Origin of the sequence: Nitrosococcus oceani ATCC 19707 (assembly GCF_000012805.1) — a bacterium.
Classification (GTDB): Bacteria; Pseudomonadota; Gammaproteobacteria; order Nitrosococcales; family Nitrosococcaceae; genus Nitrosococcus; species Nitrosococcus oceani.
This window is the reverse complement of the sequence record NC_007484.1, coordinates 3201093-3216771: the sequence shown is the minus strand read 5'-3', so window position 1 is coordinate 3216771 and position 15679 is coordinate 3201093. Positions and strand designations below refer to the sequence as shown.

Sequence of the window (15679 nt, the reverse complement as noted above, 5' to 3'; positions counted from 1 at the left end):
GATTGTGCTCCACCTTTAGTTGTGGTTTCTTTCCTGGGTTACTAGCAGTTGCCTCACCCGTTCCAAGTCAGCCAGGGTGTCTACCCCTGGAGGAGGAATTGTACCGGCGATAGCCACATGGATGCGACCTCCATGGTATAAGACCCGCAGTTGCTCCAAGCATTCGGCCTGCTCCAGGGGGGAGACAGGAAGTTGGGGATAGCGCCGCAAGAAACTTGCACGATAAGCGTAAAGTCCGACATGGCGATAATAAGACCAGGAGGTGGGCCAGCGGTTCCCAGTTTTAGCGGCAAAGTCTTCTCTTGCCCAGGGAATAGGGGCCCGGCTGAAGTAAAGGGCATAGCCTTGTATATCCCGAACTACTTTAACGATATTAGGATCAAACAACTCCTCTCGGTTAGCAATAGGTACACACAAGGTAGCAATATCCGCCTTGGGATGGGTTTTTAGGTCTTCCGCCGCTTGAGTAATCAGGGAGGGAGGCAAAAGAGGCTCGTCGCCCTGGACATTGATAATAATGGTTTGATCTGGATAATCTTTTTGCGTTACCGCTTCTGCTAAGCGGTTAGTTCCAGAGTCATGTTGGACTGAGGTCATACAGACTTGCACACCATGGTTTTGGACGATTGCCTCTATACGCCTATCATCAGTGGCAACTAGGACTTCTTCAGCACCGCTTTTTTGAGCTTTTTCCACGACATGCAGCAACATAGGTTTACCCGCCAAATCGAGCAGCGGCTTACCTGGTAGGCGGCTAGCGCCATAACGGGCGGGGATAATGACTTTGTAGGACATTTAAAGAATTGCTCCCCGCTCCTCAATTGCATACCGGGTGAGATGATCGATGAGAAAGGCATAAGCTTCATCAACCGAGTCGGTCTGATAGAGCAAATCTAAATCTTGAGGATCGATATTACTGTACCGGACTAGAGCATCAAAGTTAATAACTTCATTCCAATAGGCCTTTCCAAAGAGGATAATAGGAAGGTGTTTGCGGATTTTACCAGTCTGCATCAGAGTGAGGAGTTCAAATAATTCGTCAAGCGTACCAAATCCACCTGGAAAGACGATAATAGCTTTGGCTAAATAAGCGAACCAAAACTTGCGCATAAAAAAATAGTGAAAGTGAAACGAAAGTTCGCGAGTGATATAGGAGTTATCAAATTCCTCAATGGGGATGGAGATGGTCAGCCCAATGTTCATCCCCTTTGCTTCGGAGGCTCCTCGGTTAGCAGCCTCCATGATTCCTGGTCCGCCGCCCGTACATACTACAAAGCGCCGTTCCTCATCACTTAATGCCTTGGACCATTCCGTTAGGCGGCGCGCCAATTCCCGCGCGGCCTCATAGTACTTCGACATTTCAAGCTGTCGTTCTGCTTTGCTGATATCACCCGTGCTTTCTTTAGCTTCTTTAAGTGCCTGTTCGGCTTGTGCTTGCGGGAGAGTGCGCGCCGAGCCCATGAAAACCACGGTATCATCCACCTTATAGCGTGCAAAACGGCGTTGGGGTTCCAGGTACTCGGAAAGAATCCGAAGTGATCGCGCCTCGCGGCTAGAGAGGAATTCCTCATTCCGATAACTTTCTGGTAAAGGGCGGCGTTTTGGGGGCATGATAAATAGGCTGATCCTTGAGATTGTTTAAATTATAATTAAAAACAATAATTTATTCTAAATTCCAATCCAAATGAAGGCTTCGTAAAGTGCTCACGATAGGGATTTAAAAAACTGCTGAATGCCAAGTAGAAAATCAATTATAACGAAAGTAAATTAAGCAATTGCCCTCATTATCTCATACTAAAAAATATAAGTGCCTTTCATGGCGGGCTAAATCATGGGCTATTTATCCGCAGCAGAACTAAAATGGACGGGCGCAGCTAGAACTGTTGATTCCGGTAATCAGACCGCGAGAAAAAGGTGAGGTTGGATTCAATGTTCCTTCATGTACTGCCTTCTTGTAAGCGATGGACGGTAGACTTTTTTGTATTCCTCGATCACATAGGTCCCTGCGAAATTCCGGCTGATTAAAAGACATTCAGATCTCATCCTTATAAGGGCGATATGAGGATGGATATTCTTGGCGAGACTGGTTACATTCCGTTGCCTGATTGAATCGGATACCCTATGCTTGTTTTTTATAAGCACTACCCATAAGGAACGCTTTATGAACCGCAACGCCCCCGTCGATTATCCTGTTCACGGCCTGCTTGTCCAACGCTGGAGCCCTTATGCTTTTGATCCAAGCCGCGAGGTCAGTGAAGATGATCTGCGTGCCATGTTCGAAGCGGCCCGCTGGGCTATGTCGTCCTACAATGCCCAGCCTTGGCGGTATATTGTCGGTGTCCGGGAGCGTAGTCAGGAAATCTGGGAGCAGGTGCTCAGCGTACTTGCGGAAGGCAATCAGCCGTGGGCGAAAAATGCACCGGTACTCGCTCTGGGCCTGGTTGAACATGAATTTGAGCATAATGGTAAGCAGAACAAGGCGGCGATCCATGACTTGGGAGCTGCATCAGCTTGCCTCACTTTTGAAGCAACTGCACGTGGTTTAAGTGTACATCAGATGATCGGTATTGAACCTGATAAGGCGCGGCAGATATTTAGCTTCGCTGGTTTGCTGGAGCCTTTTACAGGGCTAGCAATTGGCTATGCCGGTAAGCCTTCTCTGATACCAGAGAAATACGCCCAGCGGGATTCCCGTGAGCGGCAACGGAAGGCACTAGAGGAGATTATCATCCATGGCGGACTTTAATTAGAGTTTTTCGGCTTAGAGATTAACACAAAGGCGCAGTAATACTACTGGCCTTTGTTTTTTGGCTGGGGGACTAGGATTCGAACCTAGGTTGGCGGAGTCAGAGTCCGCTGTCCTACCACTAGACGATCCCCCAACAAAAAACTATTAACGCTTCGAGTATTGAGGTGCTTTGCGGGCTTTATGGAGGCCGATTTTCTTGCGTTCCACGGCTCTGGGGTCCCGGGTAACAAATCCTGCTTTGCGGAGCGGGGGCTTGAGTATTTCGTCGTAGCTGACGAGTGCCCGGGCAATACCATGGCGAATAGCGCCCGCTTGACCGCTACTCCCACCTCCGCGAACGAAAATCCGCACGTCTAGCTTCTCGTTTAATTCCACTAATTCCAGTGGTTGGCGGACGATCATCCGTGAAGTTTCTCTGCCAAAGTATTCTTCTATGCTACGGTTATTGATTAAAATATTACCACTTCCGCTACTCAGATAGACCCGGGCGGTAGAAGTTTTGCGGCGGCCGGTAGCGTAATATGTCTCTGCCATGATTGAGATGCTCGCGACTGATGTTAGATCTTGAGGGGTTGGGGCTGTTGCGCAATGTGGGGATGGTTGCTTCCCCCATAAACGTTTAGCTTGCGAAACATTGCACGGCCCAAGGGATTTTTGGGTAACATTCCTTTGACAGCGAGCTCTATTGCCCGTTCGGGGGCCCGCTCAAGGAGTTTCTCCAGAGTGAGGGATTTAATCCCACCAGGATAGCCTGAGTGCCTGTAGTAATGCTTCTGCGCCATTTTCTTGCCCGTGGCGCGGATTTTCTCCGCATTGACCACTACAATGTAATCCCCAGTATCGATATGGGGGGTGTAGATAGCTTTATGCTTTCCCCGCAGACGCCGGGCGATCTCACTTGCTAGGCGTCCTAGGGTTACCCCATTGGCGTCTACAAGATACCAGTCGCGTCGAACTTCTTTGGGTTTGGCACTGAAGGTTTTCATCCGTTATCGCTCCAGCAATTGGCTGAGTGTCTAAAAAGCTATTAATTCTACGGACTGCCGTGTGAACTGTCAATTTGGAGTCGAAAACTATTTTATGAAAACAGATAAAATAATAGAGCGCCCAGCAGTAACCGGTATACTGCGAAGGGAAGCATGCCGATACGCTGAAGAAATTTAAAGAAATAGTGGATGCAGGCATAGGCGCAAAGGCCGGAAATTAGGGCGCCAAGGGCGAGAGCGTTCCAATCTACGGTTTCAGTATGATTCAACAAATCCAAAGCGGCTAGTCCGCCGGCAAGAAGGATAACCGGGATCGCCAATAAGAAGGAAAATCGGGCGGCTCCTTCCCGAGTGAGCCCTAACATTAGGCCGGCAGTGATGGTGATGCCGGAACGGGAGGTGCCGGGAATTAGGGCTAAGGCTTGAGCTAGGCCAATGAAGAGGATGTCGCGCCAGGTGAGGGTATGCTCGTTTCGTTGTTGTTTGCCGGCCCAGTCAGCGTAGGCGAGAAGGAATCCGAACCCTACCGTGCTCCAGGCGATGATTAGGGGAGAGCGGAGCGCTTCTTGGGTGGTTTCGGTTAGCATGATACCGACTAATCCGACCGGTAAGGTACCAAGGAGTACGGCCCAGGCAAGACGGCTTTCTCCTTGTTGTTGGCCCGCAGCGAGGGATTGGAGCCAATCCCTCGCCATCCTTGCTAGTTCTAGCCGGAAATAGCTGATGACCGCAACTAAGGTTCCCAGGTGAACCGCCACGTCGAAGGCAAGCCCTTGATCGGTCCAGCCAGCGAGAACCGGCAGAAGAATAAGATGGGCGGAACTGGAGATAGGAAGAAATTCAGTGAGTCCTTGCAAAATAGCCAGCGCCAGAATATGGATAAAATCCACCAGGGAATTTCCTTTAAATTGATTAAAGTGTTTGCATGAGTCGTGCGGCGACCAAGGCGACTTTTAATGCCTCGGAGTCCAGAACCTCGGGGAGCATGAGGTGGCTTTCTAGGAGCATGTCGGGTCTCTTCTGGGCAGCTTTCTCCAGCCGCTGCCGGGTATTCCGTGGCAGGTTTCCATGGGCCAGGAGCAGAGCCCCGTGCCAGTCATGGTAGCCTTGGACTAACTGGGTGGCTTCCTCTCTTTCCCAGCGTTCATCCAGCAAAAGCTCCGGGAAGGCCAAGGCTGGCAAGATTCGCCCTCGCCAGGCGGGTTCGATCCGGAGTCCGTCTAGTCCCGTGCCTGCCCCATTGGAGTCACGCTGGAACCATTGAGCAGCGGGTAGTGGCCGGGCCGCATCGTTAATCCACCATTCCAGCATGTCTCGATGGCGCGCCCCGCGGGTGGCCGCTAGGCCAGGGACTTCAAAGTCCGTAGCGCCCGGGGGGAATGCCCGCCAAGCCGGATCGGTGACGGCTGCCATATCGTGCTCCCAGTGGCAGCTATTGAGCAGCGCTAAGGGCAAGCCAGTTGCTTTGCGCAGCAGCCATAGTTCAAGGCGATCGCCGGCTGGAAAAGGGAGCGGTGGGTGATGCTCAATGGCTTTGGTGAGAGCGCTTTTAGAAACCTCGGCGCGGTCATAGCCATTACCGCCGATATCTGTTTCAGACCAGAAACGTTCGCTACCCGCAACCCGTCGTGGCCGCCAGGTTTTACCCTCGCTGGAATAGACCCGCACCTTGCCGGCATCAATCACCTGAAGAACGCCCAGATAGGGGTTTAAACGTCGGATGGTGTAATATTTGAAGGGATGCATGGGATGGTATACAGGGAGGAGCGCACGGTTTAGGTTCTTATCCCTACTCCCTTGTGCAGTAAATAGAGAGCCAACCCCGTCAGCCCTATCAGAAATATCAGGATAAGGGCGAAAGCTGTCCAGACGTTAATATCCGATACACCCAAAATACCATAGCGGAAGGCGTTGACCATATAGAGAATAGGGTTAAAGAGAGAAAGGGTTTGGCCAAATTCGGGCATCAGGTTGATAGAATAAAAAACGCCCCCTAGGTAGGTCAATGGGGTCAGGATGAAATTGGGGACGATAGAAATATCGTCGAAGTTATTAGCAAACGTAGCGTTAATAAATCCTCCCAGCGCAAACACGATGGCGGTTAGTACGGCGACGGCGCAGGTAATGAGGGGATGCTCTACCTTCAGGTGAGTAAAAAAAAGTGCTATGAACAGAACAAGCAAGCCGACCATTAATCCTCGCACCGCACCACCTACCACATAACCCGCCAGAATAATGCTATGGGGGGTTGGCGAAACCAGCAGCTCTTCCACATAGTGTTGGAATTTGGCGCTGAAAAAGGAGGACACCACATTGGAATAAGAATGGGTAATAACCGCCATCATGATCAGGCCGGGGGCAATGTATTCCATGTAGCTAAAACCTTCCATGGGGCCAATACGAGCGCCAATGAGGCTGCCGAAAATAATGAAATACAATGTCATGGTAACCGCTGGCGGCAGCAGGGTTTGGACCCAAATGCGGGTGAAGCGCCGGACTTCCTTGATAACTAGGGTCTTGAAGGCAATATAATGACGTTGTGCGCGGCTCATGCGGCAAGCGTATCGCTAGGGGTGATGAGGTCTATAAAGAGCTCTTCCAGCCGGTTGGCTTTATTCCGCATGCTTAGCACCCGAATCCCTTCCTTGGAAAGGGCTGCAAAGAGGGTATTAAGATCCTCCTCCTTGCGGACTTCCGCTTCCAGGGTCGTGTCATCCACGCGATGGAGAGGATAGTTGGGGAGAGCGGGGGTAAAATTCAGCGGTTCTTTAAGGTAGAGGATGAAGGTCTCTCGGTTGAGTTTGGTCAGTAAGGTTTTCATGGAGTTATGCTCAATGATGGCACCGCGGTCAATAATGGCAATGTTGCGGCAGAGTCTTTCAGCTTCCTCCAGGTAGTGGGTGGTTAAAATGATCGTAGTCCCTTCAGTGTTGGTTTCCTGGAGAAATTGCCACATGGAGCGGCGCAGCTCAATATCGACTCCGGCCGTGGGCTCATCTAGGATCAGGAGGCGGGGATCATGCACCAGGGCGCGGGCGATCATCAGGCGGCGCTTCATTCCCCCGGAAAGGGTGCGGGCGCACTCGTCGCGTTTATCCCACAGGCCCAGCTGCTTTAGCCGTTGTTCGGCGCGAGTGCGGGCGATTCTGGGCTCGATCCCGTAATACCCGGCCTGGGTAACCAAGATGTTAAAAACTTTTTCAAAGCCGTTACAGTTAAATTCCTGAGGGACGAGGCCAATGATCCGCTTGGCTTCTTCCGGTTCCCGCTCCAGGTCCATGCCAAAGACCGATACTTTTCCGGCGCTTTTGGTAATCAAGGAGGAGATAATGCCGATAGTGGTGGATTTTCCTGCCCCATTGGGGCCTAACAGGGCGAAAAAATCGCCTTGTTCTACCTCTAGATCTATTCCTTTTAGAGCTACAAAATGGTTGCTGTAGGTTTTTTGCAGATTTTCGATGACCAGTGCTTTCATTGCTCGTGAACAGTCATTGCTTGGAGCAAATATCCTACCATGCTTGGACGGTAAGGTCTCGACAGAGCGCGGGTCATTGCCCATAATTGGCTTTTATTATGACAATATTTTCGTTGCCTCCTCCCGCTAATGAGAGTGAACTATTAGCGCGGGCCCAGGCATTAGCGGGATCGTCTCTTGAGCAGATTGCTGCCCGCCTTGATCGGCGGGTGCCCCAGGATTTACGGCGTGCCAAAGGGTGGGTCGGGGAATTGTTGGAACTGGCCCTAGGGGCGACTTCTGGCTCCCAAGCTGTGCCTGACTTTCCCGCGCTTGGCGTGGAAATGAAAACCCTCCCTCTGCAGGCAGATGGCCGGCCTAAAGAATCCACCTATGTTTGTACCGTGCCGCTAACGGACTCTGAAGCCTGTTGGGAGACTAGCTGGATTCGGCGTAAACTTAACCGGGTATTGTGGCTGCCTGTGGAAGCCCAGGCAGGAATGCCCTTATCGGTGCGCCGGGTAGGGATGCCTTTACTTTGGAGTCCCAATTCTGAAGAAGAAGCGATACTAAGAGCGGATTGGGAAGAGTTGATGGATATGGTTTGCCTTGGAGAGCTAGAAATGATTACTGCTCACTATGGAATTTATCTCCAGATACGTCCCAAGGCAGCCAACGGACACGCCCTATGCGAAGGAATCGGAGAAGATGGCGCGCGGATTCGGACTCTTCCCCGCGGTTTCTATTTGCGTTCCAGTTTTACGGCCGCTCTGCTCGGGCGTTATTACGCTACCTAATCTTTTTCCGAGAGTTAAAATGAAGCTAATGGGGCATTTGCAGTTTATATGGTTTTGGCGTTTCCTGGGGTGGCTACTGGTAGCTGTCGTGGTTTACTTGAGCCTTACCTCATCGCTACCGGATGTGAAACTAGGCATCCAGGACCAGGATAAGTTGGGACATTTTACGGCTTATGCGCTGCTAGCGTGGTGGTTTAGTCAAACTTATCCTGCACGGCTGCATGGTTTTTTTGGCCTTTTTCTGGCCCTGTTAGGGATTGCTCTGGAATTTTTGCAAGATCTCGTGGGTGATCGCTACTTCGAATACGGAGATATGCTGGCCAATATGCTGGGGGTAGTAGGTGGATGCCTGCTAGCCCGTACTCCCGCCGGGACGGCCTTAAGGCGCTTAGAGTGTTTTTGGGAGGCGCGGGGTGCGCCATAGGAGGGCGGTGTGGCGTTTCACCTAGTTTGAGCGTTGTGGTGATCAAAACCTATGATCTTCTGTCGCGTACTGGAGGCTAAACTATAAGCACTGGAAAGCAGGACTGGGTTATTTGCGACGATACCGAGAAGATTGCGGGAATTCTCTACAATAACCACTCGATGGGCATGATTGACAGAAGCCGAACACCCATGCGTTTCCAAATACTGGTGTAAGGCTCTTCGTCGTGGCGCAATGTTTTACCGTCGCATTGTTCGAGCCAGTACACGTCGCCATCCTCCGATAACATGACGCGATACGCGTATCGCGGCGCGGTATTGAATTGCGTGGCGATACGTTGCGCGAGTATGGCGCTCTCAATGACGAAACCTAACTCGGTATTGAGCTGCGCCGAACGCGGATCGAAGTTGAACGAGCCGACGAACACGCGCTCGCCATCGATGCTGAAGGTCTTGGCATGCAAGCTGGCGGCTGAACTGCCGAACACGGCCATGTTGGTTTTGGCATTGCCGCTGCGCATCTCATACAGCACGATACCGGCTTCAAGCAGCGTCTTGCGGTAGCGCGCATAACCGGCATGTACCGCGGCGACATCAGTTGCCTCGAGCGAATTGGTAAGAATCGTGATATCAACACCTCTGCGGGCCAGGGCCACGAGGGCGTCGGTTCCAGCCTGGGTCGGTACAAAATAGGCGGATATCAACGTGAAGCGTCCGACAGCGGCACCGATGATCTTGCGTAAGCGCGTGACTAGCAATGCCTCGGGTGGCGCCTTACCAACACCCTTGGCCGGATCGTCGCTGAGCATCTGGGTCGGCGCCCAGATGAAGGGTAGATTATGTGTGAGCAGCGCATCAATGGTGCCATCCTCGTGTAGTGCGTCGAGATACTTATTTGCCTCGGGTCCGTTTGCGACGCGCGCGGCCGCGGCGAAGATTTCCGCCTGCGCCGAGGCGGAAGACGGCGGCAATAACGAGGCCGCTGGATAGGCCGAGGCGCTTGCCCAGTAACGGTCAAAATCCCATGATACGGCTTTGACTATGGGTCCAACCACAAGCACATCGACATCGGCGAACATGAGATGCTCATTGGCGCCAAAATATTCATCGCCGATGTTGCGCCCGCCCACGATGGTGGCGCTGTTGTCCGCTGTGAACGACTTGTTGTGCATGCGTCGGTTGGCACGCGCAAACGCGGTGATAAAATCGACGAAGCGAAATTTACGGTGCATGAAGGGATTGAATAGCCGCACCTCGACGTTTTCATGCGTATCGAGCGCGGCGAGCATGGGATCAAGGCTGGCGGTAGTCATATCATCGAGCAGCAGCCGCACGCGCACGCCACGACGCGCCGCTTCGAGCAATGCTTTGAGCATGAGCGTACCAGTGATGTCGTGGCGCCAGATGTAATACTGACATCCAGCGTGTGCTCGGCAGTTGCGGCAAGCATGGCGCGCGCGGCAAACGCGCCGCGCGGTTCGGTGAGCGCGAACACTCCACTCTCATCCGGATGTGCCGCCGTGTCGCGCGCAATTTCGCGGCTGAGCGCAGTGTTGGATGCCTCATCGTGACCAAAGGCGTGTGAAGGGATGCGCGCATCAGGCGGTGGCAGTTCTTGGCATCCCATCAAAAGACTGGTGCTTAAGATTATTGTCTGTAAGCCAAGAAGTATTTTCCAGGTATTTAAAGCGTGCATGGCGTAGTAAAAAAACTGAAGCTGTGGAAAAACCACCGCCAAAGACTACCAAGAAATGCAAATTTGTCGGATGGATGAAGTTTTGTAGAAACAAAATTAAAATCGGCCTCGATAAACTCTAAGGGAAACCTTGCCGGCAGCGGGCGATGGTCCAATCCGGTGCTATATACGATCGCCTTGTGCGCGGTGACGATTGAGGCCGTCTCCTGATTCCCATAAGCATGTTGCCTGGCACCTCGCTGAGCGCACCGCCTTCATTGTACAGGTGTTATTGAAAAACTGTTTGCTTGGTTTGCCAGCTTTCTCGCTTGATTGTAGGGGGTGACAATATCCTTGCTGATTAGTCAGATCCCCTTTATTGGTTTGCGGGTAACGTCGGTGTTGTCCACAGCGGAGCAGAGGTTAAGAGAAGGTTTTTTGTTTGGTAGTGCTTAAGAAGTAGGGGGCCTTTTAGAGGCCCCGTTTTTCTATACCTTTGAGCAAAGGCAAAGAGCTCAGGTCTCGTGGTAAATCTCCGCACCCTTTTCCCTAAATTCCTGGGCTTTTTCCGCCATACCTTGTTCCAGAGCGGTATGGTGCTTTAGACCCTTCTGTTTAGCATATTCGCGCACGTCCTGGGAGATCTTCATGGAGCAAAATTGAGGACCGCACATGGAACAGAAGTGGGCTACTTTGGCTGAGTCTTTGGGCAAGGTCTCATCGTGATACTCCCGTGCCTGATCAGGATCTAAACCAATGTTGAACTGATCTTCCCAGCGAAACTCAAATCTTGCTTTGGACATGGCATTATCTCTGATTTGGGCGCTGGGGTGGCCTTTGGCTAGGTCAGCTGCGTGGGCCGCGATTTTATAAGTAATAATGCCTTCCTTGACATCATTTTTATTGGGTAATCCTAGGTGCTCCTTGGGGGTGACGTAACAGAGCATGGCAGTGCCATACCAGCCAATCATAGCCGCGCCGATGCCAGAGGTGATGTGGTCGTAGCCTGGCGCAATGTCGGTGGTTAAAGGTCCCAAGGTGTAGAAAGGCGCCTCGCCACAACAAGCCAACTGTTTGTCCATATTTTCCTTAATAAGATGCATGGGGACATGGCCTGGGCCTTCGATCATGGTTTGGACATCATGTTTCCAAGCGATTTCGGTAAGTTCTCCCAGGGTTTCAAGCTCGGCAAATTGAGCTGCATCGTTGGCATCGGCAAGAGAGCCAGGCCGCAGGCCATCTCCTAAGGAGAAAGAAACATCGTAAGCTTTCATAATTTCGCAAATTTCCTCAAAATGAGTGTAGAGGAAACTTTCCGTGTGATGGGCAAGACACCATTTGGCCATGATAGAGCCGCCCCGGGAGACGATACCGGTTAGCCGCTTAGCGGTTAAAGGCACATAGGCCAGGCGCACCCCGGCGTGAATGGTGAAATAATCCACGCCCTGTTCGGCTTGTTCAATTAAGGTGTCGCGGAAGATCTCCCAGGTCAGCTCTTCGGCTTTTCCCCCCACTTTTTCGAGGGCCTGGTAAATGGGCACGGTGCCAATGGGGACGGGAGAGTTGCGTACTATCCATTCCCGTGTTTCGTGGATATTTTTGCCAGTGGAAAGATCCATCACCGTGTCGGCACCCCAACGGATGGCCCAGGTCATTTTATCCACTTCCTCGGCAATGCTAGAGGTTACGGCGGAGTTGCCAATATTGGCATTAATCTTGACCAAGAAGTTACGCCCGATGATCATGGGCTCCAACTCGGTATGGTTGATATTGGCTGGGATAATGGCGCGGCCGCGAGCGACTTCCGAGCGTACGAATTCGGGGGTTAGCCGGGACGGTAGATGGGCACCGAATGACTGGCCGGGATGGTGCTGGGCAAGCTGCTCCCGGTATTGCTCCAAGCGCTGGTTTTCGCGGATAGCAATAAATTCCATTTCTGGGGTGATGATTCCTTGTCGAGCGTAGTGCATCTGGCTCACATTATGCCCAGCTTTGGCTCGGCGGGGTGGGCGTAGATGGGCAAAACGTAAGGAATCCAGCTTGGAGTCAGCGTTTCTCTGACGGCCGTATTGGGAGGAAAGATCAGATAATATTTCGGTATCTGCCCGTTCTTCAATCCAGTTTCGACGGAGTTCCGACAGGCCTTGGCGGATATCAATTTTGGCTTCCGGGTCCGTATAAGGACCCGAGGTATCATAGACAGTTAAGGGGGGGTTTTTCTCTCGCCCCTGACTCGTATGGGTGTCGGAAAGCGTGATTTCTCGCATGGGGACACGAATGTCGGGACGACTACCCGCGACATGGATTTTGCGTGAATTGGGAAAGGGTTGGATGGCTTGCTCATCCACCTGGGCTTGGGTGGACAGAAATTCTTCCGGAATGGCGCTCATGTATAAACTCCTTAAGGACCGCATGGGCTAATGACCGGCGGCATTGAGGACGTAGGCGCCTAGGTTTTTCAGCTTCCCTACGCCGGTACCAACCGGATCAGGTTCAGAGGGACTCTCTCAGCCGGGTAATTCCACGGCACCCCTAGCTACTGTCCCGTGACAATAAAGGATTGCGCAGTTTCTTGCAACGGCTCGCTGCTATTTGAGTTCATTTTACTACCTCGAATGCGGAGCGCTTTCGAAAAGCGTTAGTTTATATAAAAAATTAGGGCAGAACTAGGGTCGCCTATTTGGGCTTTAAGCTTTCCTAGGCTATTATTTGGGCATTTTTTTACAAGCAGCGCAGTTAAATATGAAAGTTTTGGTGATTGGAGGAGGAGGCCGGGAGCATGCCCTGACTTGGAAACTAGCCCAGTCGTCCCAGGTTGATCAGATTTATGTGGCGCCGGGTAATGCTGGCACCGCAAGGGAGCCTAAAGCGGAAAATGTCGCTATCAAATCAGATAATATTCCCGCCTTGGTGGCTTTTGCCTCAGCAGAGCAAATCGAGTTGACCGTGGTAGGTCCGGAAGCCCCCTTAGTATTGGGTATCGTAGACGCCTTTGAGGAAGCAGGGTTGCCCTGCTGGGGTCCTCGGCATGGAGCCGCGCGCCTTGAAGGGTCTAAATCCTTCGCCAAGGAGTTTTTAATTCGCTGGGGGATTCCCACTGCCCGTTACCAGACGTTTAGCCAGGTGGAGCCGGCTATCGCCTATATTAGAACCGAAGGCGCTCCCATCGTAGTGAAAGCTGATGGGTTAGCTGCGGGCAAAGGGGTGGTGGTTGCCCAGACCGAGGAGGAAGCTATTGCCGCTGTTCATCGTATGCTAGGGGATGGTGTCTTTGGCGAAGCTGGATGCCGAGTGGTAGTGGAAGAGTTTTTAACGGGAGAAGAAGCCAGTTTTATTGTCATGAGCGATGGCGAGCACATTTTGCCTCTTGCTAGCGCTCAGGATCATAAAGCCCGAGAGGAGGGGGATAGGGGACTTAATACGGGAGGGATGGGCGCTTATTCTCCTGCGCCAATACTGGCAAAGGCGGTGCATGAGCGTGTCATGCAAGAAGTCATCGTGCCCACGGTGCGTGGGATGGCGGAGGAAGGTTATCCATACCGGGGTTTTTTGTATGCCGGCCTAATGATTGCCGAGGATGGCTCTCCCAAGGTCCTGGAGTATAATTGCCGTTTTGGAGATCCGGAAGCTCAGCCCATTCTGATGCGGCTGCGATCGGATCTAGTTGATTTATGTCAGGCCGCCTTGGCGGGGCGTTTGCACGAGGTTAGCGTGGATTGGGATCCCCGTGCTGCTTTGGGGGTAGTGATGGCGGCGAAGGGCTATCCAGGGTCCTATTCCTTTGGCGATCCTATTTATGGTCTGCCTGCCCCAGAACGTGAAGATCGTAAAGTGTTCCATGGGGGAACGGCCGAAAAGGAAGGCCGCATTGTGACTGCCGGAGGCCGGGTGCTTTGTGTCTGTGGCCTGGGCGATTCTGTCACTGAGGCCCACGCGACGGCTTATGGCCTTGTTCAACAGATTACCTGGAAAGAAGCCTACTACCGGGGCGATATTGGTTATCGCGCCATTGCTCGGGAGGCAAGTCCAATGGAGGGGAGCGAGCATCTGAAGTAGTAGGCAAAATTCTGTAAGCATAAGTTTTACACTGATTTCGATTCGAGATAAAGCGATTTTTAATAAATTAGCACTGAGGAGAGCGCAATGTCCGTAGCACATCCTATTATTGCAGTAACTGGCTCGTCTGGGGCCGGTACTTCTACGGTTAAACAGGCTTTCAGCGATATGTTCCGACGTGAAGGTATCCGGCCGGTAGTCATCGAAGGAGATAGTTTCCATCGTTATGACCGTCAGACCATGAAGGAGAAAACAGCGGAATATGAAGCTCAGAGCAAGATTTTGACTCATTTCGGTCCAGAAGCCAATGAGTTAGAGAAGCTAGAAGCTCTATTTCGCGAATACTCGGAGCGCGGCACCGGCAAAAAGCGGCTTTATATTCACAATGAGGAGGAGGGGGAGCCCTACGGCCAGGCGCCAGGCACGTTTACGCCTTGGGAGCCTATTGACTCGAATAGTCATTTGCTTTTTTATGAAGGGCTTCACGGAGGGGTGGTAACGGATCAGGTTAATGTCGCCCGGTATGTGGATTTGCTGGTAGGAGTGGTGCCGGTGGTGAATCTGGAATGGATTCAGAAAATTCACCGGGATTGCCTCAACCGGGGCTATTCCTCGGAAGCCGTGGTTCAGATTATTCTCAAGCGTATGCCGGATTACGTGCATTATATTACTCCCCAGTTTTCCCATACCCATATTAATTTTCAGCGGGTGCCTTTGGTCGATACCTCCAATCCTTTTATCGCCCGGGATATTCCAACACCCGATGAGAGCAAGGTGGTTATCCGTTTCCGTGATCCTCATATGGCAGATTTTCCCTATTATTTAAACATGCTGAAAGACTCATATATGTCGCGGGCTAATACCTTGGTGGTGCCTGGAGGTAAAATGGGACTGGCCATGGAGATCGTACTCACTCCGGTTATTCATGACATCATGGAGAAAAAGCGCGTCCGTGGCTAAGGGTTGCTGATGGCTTGCCCCAACTGGCGAGTGCGATTAGCTGCCCGTATTATCCGTGGGGGCGGTGTGATCGCCTACCCGACGGAAGGGGTCTTTGGTCTTGGTTGCGATCCAGGGCGAAAGGCGGCCATTGAGCGGATCCTTCAACTCAAGGGGCGTTCTATCAGTAAGGGTTTCATTCTGATCGCGGCTGATTTTGTTCAGCTGCAATCTTATTTATTGCCTTTGACTGCCTCAACCCGGAGCCGTCTTGAAGTGACCTGGCCAGGGCCGGTCACTTGGTTGTTACCGGCCCGAGGAGATGTTCCTCCTTGGCTGAGAGGCCGCTATGATACCCTTGCTGTTCGGGTCACCGCGCATCCCCTGGCAGCGTGTCTTTGCCGAACGCTGGGCCATGCTCTGGTCTCTACTAGCGCCAATCGTGCCGGTCGTCCTCCGGCACAGACGACTCTACAGGTGCGCCGATCCTTCGGATCGAGCCTTGACTATATTCTTCCCGGCATCACGGGGAAGCGAGCTGGTCCCAGCGAGATTCGCGATGGAAGAACCGGACAGCGACTTCGATAAGGCTAGTTGATA

General features: G+C 52.1%; 16 protein-coding genes, 1 tRNA gene and 1 riboswitch. Of the genes, 6 read left to right on the top strand and 11 right to left on the bottom strand.

The genetic code is table 11. The features are described from left to right. Positions 1–15: 15 nt before the first annotated feature. Positions 16–795, bottom strand: a complete 780-nt coding sequence (gene kdsB / locus NOC_RS15055) for a 3-deoxy-manno-octulosonate cytidylyltransferase (protein WP_011331074.1) — start codon at positions 793–795, stop codon at positions 16–18. Beyond that, the gene (locus NOC_RS15050; RefSeq protein ID WP_002812736.1) at positions 796–1611 is read right to left on the bottom strand and encodes an LOG family protein; all 816 of its coding nucleotides are present in this window, start codon (positions 1609–1611) and stop codon (positions 796–798) included. It lies immediately after the preceding gene. Positions 1612–2161: 550 nt separating this feature from the next. On the opposite strand from NOC_RS15050, the gene NOC_RS15045 reads away from it, so the two are divergent. Continuing rightward, complete coding sequence (locus tag NOC_RS15045; RefSeq protein ID WP_036497745.1) at positions 2162–2746, top strand: nitroreductase family protein; 585 nt, start codon at positions 2162–2164, stop codon at positions 2744–2746. A 62-nt stretch (positions 2747–2808) separates the two neighbouring features. Here NOC_RS15045 and NOC_RS15040 read toward each other — a convergent pair. From NOC_RS15040 to NOC_RS15010, 7 genes are all read right to left on the bottom strand, one after another. Then, positions 2809–2882 (bottom strand) — tRNA-Gln (locus NOC_RS15040). A gap of 11 nt (positions 2883–2893) precedes the next feature. Further along, positions 2894–3283 (bottom strand): 30S ribosomal protein S9, encoded by a 390-nt coding sequence (gene rpsI / locus NOC_RS15035; protein WP_002812717.1) that lies wholly within the window; start codon positions 3281–3283, stop codon positions 2894–2896. A 23-nt stretch (positions 3284–3306) separates the two neighbouring features. Beyond that, the gene (gene rplM / locus NOC_RS15030) at positions 3307–3735 is read right to left on the bottom strand and encodes a 50S ribosomal protein L13 (protein ID WP_002812841.1); all 429 of its coding nucleotides are present in this window, start codon (positions 3733–3735) and stop codon (positions 3307–3309) included. 92 nt (positions 3736–3827) lie between these two features. Next, complete coding sequence (locus NOC_RS15025; RefSeq protein ID WP_002812169.1) at positions 3828–4625, bottom strand: undecaprenyl-diphosphate phosphatase; 798 nt, start codon at positions 4623–4625, stop codon at positions 3828–3830. A gap of 22 nt (positions 4626–4647) precedes the next feature. Further along, positions 4648–5481, bottom strand: a complete 834-nt coding sequence (locus NOC_RS15020; RefSeq protein ID WP_002813867.1) for a hypothetical protein — start codon at positions 5479–5481, stop codon at positions 4648–4650. 29 nt (positions 5482–5510) lie between these two features. Beyond that, positions 5511–6287, bottom strand: coding sequence for an ABC transporter permease (locus NOC_RS15015; protein WP_002813170.1), 777 nt, complete (start codon positions 6285–6287; stop codon positions 5511–5513). Beyond that, positions 6284–7210, bottom strand: coding sequence for an ABC transporter ATP-binding protein (locus NOC_RS15010; protein WP_002813996.1), 927 nt, complete (start codon positions 7208–7210; stop codon positions 6284–6286). Before NOC_RS15010 ends, NOC_RS15015 begins: the two co-directional genes overlap by 4 nt. Positions 7211–7308: 98 nt before the next feature. Between NOC_RS15010 and mutH the strand changes: the two genes are divergently transcribed. After that, positions 7309–7986, top strand: a complete 678-nt coding sequence (gene mutH / locus NOC_RS15005) for a DNA mismatch repair endonuclease MutH (protein ID WP_002812119.1) — start codon at positions 7309–7311, stop codon at positions 7984–7986. A gap of 19 nt (positions 7987–8005) precedes the next feature. After that, positions 8006–8410, top strand: a complete 405-nt coding sequence (locus tag NOC_RS15000) for a VanZ family protein (protein WP_002811947.1) — start codon at positions 8006–8008, stop codon at positions 8408–8410. A 145-nt stretch (positions 8411–8555) separates the two neighbouring features. Here NOC_RS15000 and NOC_RS14995 read toward each other — a convergent pair whose 3' ends face one another. After that, entirely contained in the window at positions 8556–9785 is a 1230-nt protein-coding gene (locus NOC_RS14995) for a phospholipase D family protein (protein WP_231561851.1), read from the bottom strand. Positions 9786–10599: 814 nt separating this feature from the next. Next, on the bottom strand, positions 10600–12474 hold the full coding sequence (thiC, locus tag NOC_RS14990; RefSeq protein WP_002812306.1) for a phosphomethylpyrimidine synthase ThiC: 1875 nt from the start codon (positions 12472–12474) through the stop codon (positions 10600–10602). A gap of 57 nt (positions 12475–12531) precedes the next feature. Further along, a riboswitch (TPP riboswitch) is annotated at positions 12532–12628 on the bottom strand. A 198-nt stretch (positions 12629–12826) separates the two neighbouring features. On the opposite strand from thiC, the gene purD reads away from it, so the two are divergent. The 3 genes from purD (at position 12827) to NOC_RS14975 (ending at position 15667) form a co-directional block, all read left to right on the top strand. Then, positions 12827–14140, top strand: coding sequence for a phosphoribosylamine--glycine ligase (gene purD, locus NOC_RS14985; protein ID WP_011331071.1), 1314 nt, complete (start codon positions 12827–12829; stop codon positions 14138–14140). 87 nt (positions 14141–14227) lie between these two features. Then, the gene (locus tag NOC_RS14980) at positions 14228–15100 is read left to right on the top strand and encodes a phosphoribulokinase (protein WP_011331070.1); all 873 of its coding nucleotides are present in this window, start codon (positions 14228–14230) and stop codon (positions 15098–15100) included. A 9-nt stretch (positions 15101–15109) separates the two neighbouring features. Further along, positions 15110–15667 carry an L-threonylcarbamoyladenylate synthase gene (locus NOC_RS14975; protein WP_002813552.1) on the top strand — a complete coding sequence of 186 codons (558 nt, stop codon included), beginning with the start codon at positions 15110–15112 and terminating at the stop codon, positions 15665–15667. Positions 15668–15679 lie beyond the last annotated feature (12 nt).

Coding starts and splice junctions, on each gene's coding strand:
- NOC_RS14975 (WP_002813552.1), top strand. CDS start 15,110: ATGGCTTGCCCCAACTGGCGAGTGCGATTAGCTGCCCGTATTATCCGT.
- thiC (WP_002812306.1), bottom strand. CDS start 12,474: ATGAGCGCCATTCCGGAAGAATTTCTGTCCACCCAAGCCCAGGTGGAT.
- kdsB (WP_011331074.1), bottom strand. CDS start 795: ATGTCCTACAAAGTCATTATCCCCGCCCGTTATGGCGCTAGCCGCCTA.
- NOC_RS14980 (WP_011331070.1), top strand. CDS start 14,228: ATGTCCGTAGCACATCCTATTATTGCAGTAACTGGCTCGTCTGGGGCC.
- NOC_RS15000 (WP_002811947.1), top strand. CDS start 8,006: ATGAAGCTAATGGGGCATTTGCAGTTTATATGGTTTTGGCGTTTCCTG.
- purD (WP_011331071.1), top strand. CDS start 12,827: ATGAAAGTTTTGGTGATTGGAGGAGGAGGCCGGGAGCATGCCCTGACT.
- NOC_RS14995 (WP_231561851.1), bottom strand. CDS start 9,785: ATGCTCAAAGCATTGCTCGAAGCGGCGCGTCGTGGCGTGCGCGTGCGG.
- rpsI (WP_002812717.1), bottom strand. CDS start 3,283: ATGGCAGAGACATATTACGCTACCGGCCGCCGCAAAACTTCTACCGCC.
- NOC_RS15020 (WP_002813867.1), bottom strand. CDS start 5,481: ATGCATCCCTTCAAATATTACACCATCCGACGTTTAAACCCCTATCTG.
- rplM (WP_002812841.1), bottom strand. CDS start 3,735: ATGAAAACCTTCAGTGCCAAACCCAAAGAAGTTCGACGCGACTGGTAT.
- NOC_RS15050 (WP_002812736.1), bottom strand. CDS start 1,611: ATGCCCCCAAAACGCCGCCCTTTACCAGAAAGTTATCGGAATGAGGAA.
- mutH (WP_002812119.1), top strand. CDS start 7,309: ATGACAATATTTTCGTTGCCTCCTCCCGCTAATGAGAGTGAACTATTA.
- NOC_RS15010 (WP_002813996.1), bottom strand. CDS start 7,210: ATGAAAGCACTGGTCATCGAAAATCTGCAAAAAACCTACAGCAACCAT.
- NOC_RS15015 (WP_002813170.1), bottom strand. CDS start 6,287: ATGAGCCGCGCACAACGTCATTATATTGCCTTCAAGACCCTAGTTATC.
- NOC_RS15045 (WP_036497745.1), top strand. CDS start 2,162: ATGAACCGCAACGCCCCCGTCGATTATCCTGTTCACGGCCTGCTTGTC.